The following is a 9,698-nucleotide window of genomic DNA, read 5'->3' as shown; positions in this document are numbered from 1 at the left end:
TAGGAGCCCGGCGCGTCCTCGATCACCGGCAGCTTGCCGTCGCCCGGCGTCCGGGCGGATACCTTGCCGCCGCTCTTGGCCTGGACCCATTTCGCCCAGACGGGCCACCAGGATCCGGGATGCTCCTTGGCGCCGCGCAACCAGCCGTCCGGGTCCTCGGGCAGCTTGCTGTTCGTCCAGTGCGAGTACTTGTTGCCGGCGGGCGGGTTGACGACGCCGGCGATATGGCCGGAGGCAGCCAGCACGAACTTGACCGGGCCCGAGAACAGTTGTGTGCTCGCGTAGGTCGACTTCCAGGGGGCGATGTGGTCCTCCCGGGTTGACAGAAGGAAGGCGGGCGTCTCGATCTTGGTCAGGTCGATCGGCACGCCGTCCAGGGTGACCCCGCCCGGCTCCACCAGCAGGTTCTCCTGGTACATCTTGCGCAGATAGAAGCTGTGCATCGCCGCCGGCATGCGCGTGGAATCGGAGTTCCAGTACAGCAGATCGAAGGGGAAGGGGTCCTGGCCCAGGAGGTAGTTGTTCACCACGAAGGACCAGATCAGGTCGTTGGCGCGCAGCATGTTGAAGGTGGTCGCCATCTCGGAGCCCTCGAGATAGCCGCGCGCGTGCATCTTCTCCTCCAGGGCGGCCAGCTGCTCCTCGTCGATGAAGACGCCCAGCTCACCGGCCTCCGTGAAGTCGGTCAGGGCGGTCAGGAAGGTGGCGCTGGTGATCCGCTCGTCCTTCTTGACCGTCATGTAGGCGAGCGTGCAGGCGAGCAGGGTGCCGCCCAGGCAATAGCCGATCGCATTGGCCTGGCGCTCGCCTGTCGCCGCCTCGATCGCGTCGAGCGCCGCCAGCGGGCCTTCCAGCATGTAGTCCTCGAAGCTCTTCTGGGCGAGCTTCTCGTCGGGGTTGACCCAGGACACGACGAAGACCGTGAAACCCTCGCCGACGGCCCACTTGATGAAGGAGTTCTTCTCGCGCAGGTCCAGGATGTAGAACTTGTTGATCCACGGCGGCACGATCAGCAGCGGCCGCTTGTAGGCCTGTTCGGTCGTGGGCTCGTACTGGATCAGCTGCATGAGCTCGGTCTGAAAGACCACCTTGCCGGGCGTGACCGCGACGTTCCGGCCGACGTCGAAGGCGTCATGGTCGGTCATCTTGATGTCGAGCCGGCCCTTGCCGCGCTCCAGGTCCTCGAGCAGGTTCTGCAGCCCCTTCAGCAGGTTCTCGCCGCCCGACTCCAAGGTCGCCTCGAGCACCTGGGGGTTGGTCATGATGAAGTTCGAGGGCGCCAGGGCGTCGACGAACTGGCGGGTGTAGAAATCGACTTTCTTGGCGGTCTTGTTGTCGAGGCCCTGCACGTCCTGGACCGTGGACTGCAGCCAGCGAGCCGACAGGAGGTACGACTGCTTGATGAAGTCGAAGATCTGGTTCTCCTCCCAGGCCGGGTGGGAGAAACGGCGGTCGTCGGCGAGCGGCTCGATCACCGGATCGCTTTCCCCGCTCAGGATCCGCTGGCCGGCCGACTGCCAGAGCTTCATGTAATCCTGCCAGAACGACATCTGCGCCTGGACCAGCAAGGCCGGGTCGCTCATCATCCGCGCGGTCATGGCCATGAAGGCGCCGCCGATGTTCAGAGGATCGAAGCTGGGGGCCGCGCCGTTGACACCGCCGGTGGCCTGACGCTCCAGCCAGTCGCTCACCAGCTTTTGGCTCTTCTCGCCGATCTCGGCCATCGCCTTGGACAGCTTGACTGGATCGGGGATGTTGAACTCCGGAGCTTGCTCGCTGGACATCTTTGTTTCCTTGGTCACTAGATCGTTGGCAAAATAGCTGATAAGGCTCGATTTTATCGGAGCCTGGCTTATAGGGCCAACGGGGATTTAAATGCTGCGCTGCGGTAAGTACCGGCCGGTCTTGGGCGAGTCAAGGTTAGGGGCGCGGCGCCCGGCGGTCCGACGCGGCCTGGCCGGGCGGTTGCGCCGCCTCTGGCGTGTCGCGCCCGTCCTGGTGCTGAGCGCCTGCGCCGGCGGCGAGGGCTTCGATCCGGCCGGCTGGGTGACCGGCGAGGTGGCGCCGCCGGAGCGGATTTCGACCGAAGGCTTCGATCCCGACGCGCCCTTTCCCAACCTTTCGCGGGTTCCCGATCGGCCGCCCCGCCCGAGTCCCAAGCGCGACCGCGTCGCCGATGTTCGCGACCTGGCGTCCCAGCGCGGGACCGAGGCCCGCCGCAGGCCGCCGCCGGCCGAAGTCGACACGCGGCCGGGCGCGCCGCCCCCGCCCGCGCCGCCGCCACCGGGCGCCGGCGCCCCGGCCCCCGACGCCGGGGCGGGCAGTGCCAGGCTGGCCGCGGTGCCGCCCGGCCAGCTCGTCGCGGTGTTCTACTTCCCCGGTATCGCCTCCGAGCTCGATCCGGCCGACGGGCCGCTGCTGCAAGATGTCGCCCTGCTGCATCGCCAGCGGGGCGGCGCGCTGCGGATCGTCGGCCACGCCGAGTGGGACGCCGCCGGCGAGGCAAAAACGGGGCAGGTCGAGCGCCTCCGCCTTTCCATGACGCGCGCCTCGAGGGTCGCGCGCCGACTCGAGTCGCTCGGCAGCGACCCGCAAGACCTGATCGTTTCGGCGGCCGGCGATGCCGCGGCGGCGGCAGCCGGCGGCGCCCGCCGGCAGCGGGTCGAGATCTTTCTGGTCGAGTGATCGGGAACTGGAAACTTGCCGCCGGCCCCGCTACAAGGTCGGTCCGATCGGGCGCCGCGCCCGCGCTGGCACGGCAGGCCGCGGCGACGACCGCGCCGGTCGCTGCCATCCGATTGGATGAGGGAAGGGGGGAAAGTGAGCACTGCTCTTAGGATCGGAGTCGCGGGTCTCGGCACCGTGGGGTGCGGCACCTTGTCGCTCCTGGCCCGGCACGGCGACCTGATTGCCGAGCGCGGCGGGCGCCCGATCCTGGTCTCGGCCGTGTCGGCGCGGGACCGGCGCAAGGACCGGGGCGTCGAGCTGAGCGCCGTGCGCTGGTTCGACGATGCCGTGGCCATGGCCGCGGACCCGGAGATCGACGTGGTGATCGAGCTGATAGGCGGCGCCGACGGCGTCGCCAAGACGCTGACCGAGCGCGCGCTGGCCGGGGGCAAGTCGGTCATCACGGCGAACAAGGCGCTGATCGCCCATCACGGCACGGCGCTGGCCCGCCTCGCCGAGGAGAACAACGTAACCCTGGCCTACGAGGCCGCGGTCGCCGGCGGCACGCCGGTCATCAAGTGCCTGCGCGAAGGGCTCGCAGCCAACGACTTCTCGCGCATCTACGGCATCTTCAACGGCACTTGCAATTACATCCTCTCGACCATGCGCGGGACCGGCAGGGAGTTCGGCGAGGTCCTCGCCGAGGCCCAGAAGCTCGGCTACGCCGAGGCCGATCCCAGCTTCGACATCGACGGCGTCGACGCGGCCCACAAGCTGGCCATCCTGGCGGCGCTGGCGTTCGGCTGCGAGGTCAACTTCGACGGCGTCTACGTCGAGGGGATCCGCGAGGTCTCGGCGCTCGACATTGCCTACGCCGAGGAGCTCGGCTACCGGATCAAGCTGCTCGGACTGGCGCGCCGCATCGACGGCGGCGTCGAGCAGCGCGTGCATCCCTGCATGGTGCGCCGCGAGACTCCCATCGCCAACGTCGAGGGGGTGTTCAACGCCGCCGTGGCCGAAGGCGACTTCTGCGACTCGATCGTGATCGAGGGGCGGGGTGCCGGCGGCGCGCCGACCGCCTCGGCGATCGTCGCCGACCTGATCGATCTGGCCCGGGGCATCCGCCTGCCGCCCTTCGCGGTGCCCGCCAGCCGGCTGCGCTCCCTGCCGTCGCTCAGGATGGAGCGCCACGTCGGCTGCTATTACTTCCGGCTGATGGTGGTCGACAGGCCGGGCGTTATCGCCGATGTCGCCGCGGCTCTGCGTGACGAGGAGATCTCGCTGGAGGCGATGCTGCAGCGCGGCCGCGCGCCCGGCGAGGCCGTGCCCGTGGTGATCACCACGCACGAGACCGAGGAGGCGCGCATGCGCCGGGCCCTGGACCGGATCGCCGATCTGGAGGCGGCGTTGGAACCGCCGCGCATGATCCGGATCGAGGACTTCTAGCCGGAAGAGCGGCCGGGTACCGGGGACTGCGCGGGCTGACGACTCCGCGAGACGAGGGAGGAACTTAATGGCGAGTGGGATGGATCGGAACCTGGCGCTGGAAGCGGTCAGGGTGACCGAGGTGGCGGCCCTGGCGGCCTCGCGGCTGATGGGCCGGGGCGACGAGAAGGCGGCGGACCAGGCGGCCGTCAACGCCATGCGCGCGGCGCTCAACAGCCTGCCGATCGACGGCACGGTGGTGATCGGCGAGGGCGAGCGCGACGAGGCGCCGATGCTCTACATCGGCGAGAAGGTGGGCGCCGGCGGGCCCGCCATCGACATCGCGCTCGATCCGCTCGAGGGCACGACGATCACCGCCAAGGGCGGCAACAACGCGCTGGCGGTCATGGCCATGGCCGAGGCCGGCGGCTTCCTCCACGCGCCGGACACCTACATGGACAAGATCGCCGTCGGCGGCGGTTTGGAAGACGACGTCGTCGACCTCGACGAGTCCCCGGCGGTCAACCTGAAGAACCTGGCGAAGGCCAAGAAGGTCGAGGTCTCCGATCTGGTGGTCTGCATTCTCGACCGGCCGCGCCACGCGGAACTGATCGCCAAGACCCGGGAGGCCGGGGCCCGCATCGCCCTGATCACCGACGGCGACGTCTCGGGCGTGATCGCCACCAGCCAGGTCGAGAGCGGCGTGGACATGTACCGCGGGACCGGCGGCGCGCCGGAGGGCGTCCTGGCGGCGGCCGCCCTGCGCTGCATCGGGGGCCAGTTCCAGGGCCGCCTCGTGTTCCGCAACGACGACGAGCGGGGCCGCGCCCATCGCTGCGGCATCACCGAGTTCGACCGCAAGTACAAGCTGCACGACCTCGCCGGCGGCGACGTGATGTTCGCCGCCACGGGCGTCACCGACGGCACCATGATGAAAGGGGTCCGCCGTTTTCAAAGCGGCGCCACGACCCAGTCGATCGTGATGCGCTCCAAGACCGGCACGGTGCGCACGATCCACGCGCAGCACAATTTCAAGCGCAAGCCCTGGATGGAAAACCTGGGCGGGTGATCTCCGCTCGGCGCGTCAAGGTTCTATACATATCCGATCCGCTAGTCTGACGTGTGCCGCCGCGGCCGCCGCTGGGATCGCGGCGCCGCCGGTCGACCCCTTGCGCCGATACCGGGCGCGCGGATGCCAGGATGCAGGTCCAATACACCCTAGAGCACGCTGACCTGAAGGCTTTCGCCCAGTTCTGCATGCCCGGCCCGGCCCGGCCCGGAGGCTCACGGTCCAATCTCCTGGGCTGGCTCTGTCTCCTAGCGCTCGTGGTCCTGGCCATCGTTTTCTTCGAGGATCTGATCGCCTTCGATTGGCATCACCTCACCTCGGGCCTGCTCTGGGTCGCCGGAACCCTGGTGGCTCTCCTCGTCTTCCATAACTTCTGGGCCGGTCGGCAGGTCCGGCGGCACTTCGATCAGCCCCTGACCGCGGATTTCGACGATGACGGTCTCTCTCAATCCGACGGCACGACCCGCTCGGTGACGCCCTGGGCGGCGGTTCAGCGGATCGGCCGCTCTCCGCGGCATCTCTTCTTCGTCTTCGGACATCAGAAGGGCGTTGTCATTCCAACCCGCGGCATCGAAGACCCGGCGACGATCGAGCGGATCCTGGCCCGGGTAGGCGAGCTGCGCCCGGATCTCTCCGTCGAGGTCATCGGGCCGGTCTCCAGACAGGCCAGAAAGACCTTCTGGCTGCTGGGCCTTCTCGGTCTCCTGCTGCTGCTGGCGGCGACACCCTGGATGCTCGATCCGCTGCGCGACAAAGCGGTCTTGCCGGGTGACCTGGGCACGGCATCCTATCGCGTGACGACCACCGGCGGCGCCGATCCGGCCGACCCTCTGCCCCTGGTGATCTACCTCCACCCGCTGGCCGGCTTTCCCGAGGTCTTCGGCCTGGTCAAGCGCAAGTGGGATTTCCCGGCGCGGGTTGTCGTGCCGGCCGGACCGGAGTGGCACTGGATCGGCTATTCCTGGTTCGGCTTCGACGACGACTGGGACGTCTTCGTCGGCGATGTCCGACGCTCGGCCGATTTCGTCGCGGCCTTCACCCGGCTCATGGCCGAGCGCTATCCGACCCTCGGCCGGCCGATCGTCACCGGAGCCTCCCAGGGCGGCTCGGTCAGCTACGCCCTGGCGGCCTACCATCCCGAGCTTTTCGCCGCCGCCCTGCCCGTGAGTGGCGCCATGGCCGGCGATCTGCCGGAACGCGAAGCCCCGCCCGAGATCCGGGTGGAGGCCTTCCACGGCGGCGAGGACCAGGCGGTCAGGCTCGAGTGGGCCGAGTACACGATCGAGCAGATGCGCGAACAGGGCTGGGACGTGGCTTTCACCGTCTATCCCGATGTCGGGCACGCGATCGGCGGTGAGGCGAAGGACGCCTGGCGCCGCCGGCTCGCCGAGCTGGTCGGGGCGCAGGCCGAGGTCGCCGGCACGCCCAAGTAGCCCGGCGCGCTTGCTGTTTGCGTTGCTGCTTCTAGACTTCAAGATCTTAGTCGCGAGTCGGCGATTCGCGGCATCTTTCGGTTCTGCAGGGTTGAGCGCATGCAACCGGCCCCGTCTTCCGGCGATTCCCGTCCCTGCCTGCTCAACGTCGAGCGCTCCCTGCGCGGGCGGCGCTGGGAGGCGCGGCTCGCCGACGACCGGCTCGGCCTCACGCTCGCCCAGAGCCTCGACCTGCCCGAGGTGCTGGGCCGGGCATTGGCGGCGCGGCAGGTCACCCTAGAGAGCGCCGAGGATTTTCTGGCGCCGCGCCTGCGCCGCGCTCTGCCCGATCCTCTCGGTCTCAAGGACATGGAGGCGGCGGTCGCGCGGATCGTCCGGGCCTTGGAAGCGGGCGAGGGGATCGCGGTGTTCGGCGACTACGACGTCGACGGCGCGACCTCGGCGGCGCTGTTGGCGCGGTTCTTCGCGGCGCTGGGCGTCGACCTGCGGGTCTACGTGCCGGACCGCTTCGCCGAGGGCTACGGCCCCAACAAGCCGGCGCTGCAGCGCCTGCGGGACGAGGGCGTCTCCCTCGTGATCACCGTCGATTGCGGCGTCACCGCCTTCGAGGCCCTCGAGTCCGCGGCCCGGTCCGGCCAGGACGTGGTGGTCGTGGACCACCACGGCGTCGAGGCGGAACTGCCGACCGCCGCCGCCGTGGTCAACCCGAACCGCGCGGACGACAGCTCCCGGCTCGGCCAATTGGCCGCGGTCGGCGTCACCTTCCTGCTGGTCGTGGCGCTGAACCGGGCGTTGCGGGACATGGGCTGGTACCGGCGCCGGGCGGAACCCGACCTGATGGCCTGGCTCGACCTGGTCGCCCTCGGGACGGTCTGCGACGTGGTCGCCCTGACCGGCCTCAACCGGGCCCTGGTCTCCCAGGGCCTCAAGGTGATGGCGCGGCGCGAGAACCCCGGCCTGGTGGCCTTGGCCGAGGTCGCCGGGGTCAGCCGCCCGCCCGGCACCTACGAGACGGCCTTCCTGCTCGGGCCCCGGATCAACGCGGGCGGCCGGGTCGGCACGCCGGATCTGGGGGCCCGGCTGCTCGCCACCGGTGATCGCGCGGAGGCCGCCGACCTGGCCGCGCGGCTCGACGCCCTCAACCGGGAGCGGCGCGAGATCGAGCAGGCGGTGCTGGATCAGGCCCTCGGCCAGGCCGAGTCCGCCCTGGCCAAGGCGGGCTCCGCCGGCGGCCTGATCTGCGTCGCCGAGGAGGGCTGGCACGCCGGGGTGATCGGCATCGTGGCCGGCCGGCTCAAGGACCGCTTCAACCTGCCCGCGCTGGTGATCGCGGTCGAGGCGGGTATCGGCAAGGGCTCGGCGCGCTCCGTGCCGGGCGTCGATCTCGGCGCGGAGGTGCTGGCCGCGCGGCGTGCGGGGCTGCTGATCAACGGTGGCGGTCACGCCATGGCGGCGGGCCTGACGGTCGAGGCCGGGCGGATCGCGGAATTGCGCGCCTTTCTCGCCGATCGCCTGGCGCGGCGGATCGCCGAGTCCGGCTATCGTCCCGCCCTCGGCCTGGACGGCGCGCTGCGCCTGCGCGCGGCCAGTGCCGAGCTGGTCGCGCTGCTGCAGCGGATGGCGCCCTTCGGCGTCGGCAATCCCGAGCCGCGCTTCGCCCTTCCCGGCGTCCGAATCGACCGGCCGCAGGTCCTGACCGGCGGGCATCTGCGCTGCACGCTGACGGGACCGGAAGGCGGACGGCTCAAGGCCATCGCCTTCCGCGCCTTCGACGACGGGCTGGGCGAGGCGCTGGCCAAGAGCGGCGGCCTCCCCTACCATCTCGCGGGCAAGCTCCGGCCCGACGACTGGGCCGGGCCCGGCGCGGTTCAGTTCATCATCGAGGACGCGGCGCCGGCCGAAGGCTAGGAGACTTCCCGATTCCGAGGGCAGCAACCCTGTTGGCCAAGGCGGTGCTGCTCTTTGCGGCGGGGCTCGGCGTGGCCGGGATGACCCTGGCGCAGCAGGCGGCGCCGGCCGAAGAGCAGGTCGACCTCGAGCTGGTGCTGGCGGTCGATACCTCCTCCAGCGTGTCGCCCGAGGAGTTCGATCTGCAGATGCGCGGCCTGGCCGCGGCCTTCCGTCATCCGGCGGTCATCGCGGCGATCCGCGCGACCGGCGACCTCGGCATCGCGGTATCGCTGATCCAGTGGTCCGACAGCCGCAAGCAGTTCACCGCCATCGACTGGCTCAAGGTCAAGGACGAGGCCTCGGCCGAGCGCTTCTCCGAGGAGATCGAGAACACGCCGCGCTTTCTGATCGGCGGCGGCACCTCCCTGGGCGGTGCGCTGACCTACGCCGTGCGGCAGTTCGAGCGCAACACCTTCACCGGCCGGCGCAAGGTGATCGACGTTTCCGGCGACGGCCGCACGAACCAGGGCGCGCAACCGGCCCAGATCCGCGACCGGGCGGTGGCCGCGGGGATCACGATCAACGGCCTCGCGATCCTCAACGAGGACATCTATGTCGACCGCTACTATCTCTACAACGTGATCGGCGGCACCGGCGCCTTCGTCATGTCGGCGGCCGACTACGAGGATTTCGCCACCGCCATCCTGGAGAAGCTGGTCAAGGAGATCGCCGGCGTCCCGGTGGCCGGCCTGCCCGAGCCGACCAGCCCGACCCAGCTCGCCGAGACGCCGGGTGACGGCGCGGCGCCGCCCGCCTTCCGGCCGCTGGACTGGTGAAGGCGGAGACTTGCTTTTCGCAGGTCCATTCGCTATCTGAACGCCCAGCGAAAATGCCTGCGACGACCCCATCGTCTAGCGGTTAGGACATCACCCTTTCAAGGTGAAGACACGGGTTCGATTCCCGTTGGGGTCGCCATATCCCTTTTGCTCTCAAGTCTCTCACGGATCCCTAGAGCAGATCCGGCTTTGACTGAATCGCCGGAGGCGATCCATCAAACCCGGTGAATCTGCTCTAAACCTAAGATGTAGAGCGGATTCAAATGTTTAGTTGGAGACCACGAAGTGGTTCCATCTAAACACGATCCGCTCTAGGCGCGACACATAGCAAATGTGTCCCAGCGGTGCGCGAGCGTTCAGGCACCGCTGGGTAAGAGC

At 69.4% G+C, this 9,698-nt stretch carries 7 protein-coding genes and 1 tRNA gene; 7 read left to right on the top strand and 1 reads right to left on the bottom strand.

The genetic code is table 11. From position 1 onward, the window contains the following. On the bottom strand, positions 1 to 1,784 hold a 1,784-nt coding region (phaC, locus tag QNJ67_02160), incomplete at its 3' end, for a class I poly(R)-hydroxyalkanoic acid synthase (GenBank protein ID MDJ0607753.1). 91 nt (positions 1,785 to 1,875) lie between these two features. Between phaC and QNJ67_02155 the strand changes: the two genes are divergently transcribed. The 7 genes from QNJ67_02155 (at position 1,876) to QNJ67_02125 (ending at position 9,459) form a co-directional block, all read left to right on the top strand. After that, on the top strand, positions 1,876 to 2,685 hold the full coding sequence (locus QNJ67_02155) for an OmpA family protein (protein MDJ0607752.1): 810 nt from the start codon (positions 1,876 to 1,878) through the stop codon (positions 2,683 to 2,685). 135 nt (positions 2,686 to 2,820) lie between these two features. Next, on the top strand, positions 2,821 to 4,113 hold the full coding sequence (locus QNJ67_02150) for a homoserine dehydrogenase (GenBank protein MDJ0607751.1): 1,293 nt from the start codon (positions 2,821 to 2,823) through the stop codon (positions 4,111 to 4,113). Between the two features lie 79 nt (positions 4,114 to 4,192). Next, entirely contained in the window at positions 4,193 to 5,161 is a 969-nt protein-coding gene (glpX, locus tag QNJ67_02145; protein ID MDJ0607750.1) for a class II fructose-bisphosphatase, read from the top strand. 131 nt (positions 5,162 to 5,292) lie between these two features. Continuing rightward, positions 5,293 to 6,594, top strand: a complete 1,302-nt coding sequence (locus tag QNJ67_02140; GenBank protein MDJ0607749.1) for a prolyl oligopeptidase family serine peptidase — start codon at positions 5,293 to 5,295, stop codon at positions 6,592 to 6,594. A 99-nt stretch (positions 6,595 to 6,693) separates the two neighbouring features. Beyond that, positions 6,694 to 8,502, top strand: a complete 1,809-nt coding sequence (gene recJ, locus QNJ67_02135) for a single-stranded-DNA-specific exonuclease RecJ (GenBank protein ID MDJ0607748.1) — start codon at positions 6,694 to 6,696, stop codon at positions 8,500 to 8,502. Positions 8,503 to 8,534: 32 nt separating this feature from the next. After that, positions 8,535 to 9,320 carry a DUF1194 domain-containing protein gene (locus QNJ67_02130; GenBank protein ID MDJ0607747.1) on the top strand — a complete coding sequence of 262 codons (786 nt, stop codon included), beginning with the start codon at positions 8,535 to 8,537 and terminating at the stop codon, positions 9,318 to 9,320. Between the two features lie 64 nt (positions 9,321 to 9,384). Further along, a tRNA-Glu gene (locus QNJ67_02125) sits at positions 9,385 to 9,459 on the top strand. The last annotated feature ends 239 nt before the right edge of the window (positions 9,460 to 9,698 follow it).

The sequence above is a fragment of the Kiloniellales bacterium genome (assembly GCA_030064845.1).
Classification (GTDB): Bacteria; Pseudomonadota; Alphaproteobacteria; order Kiloniellales; family JAKSDN01; genus JASJEC01.
This window is presented reverse-complemented; position numbering and strand designations above follow the sequence as displayed.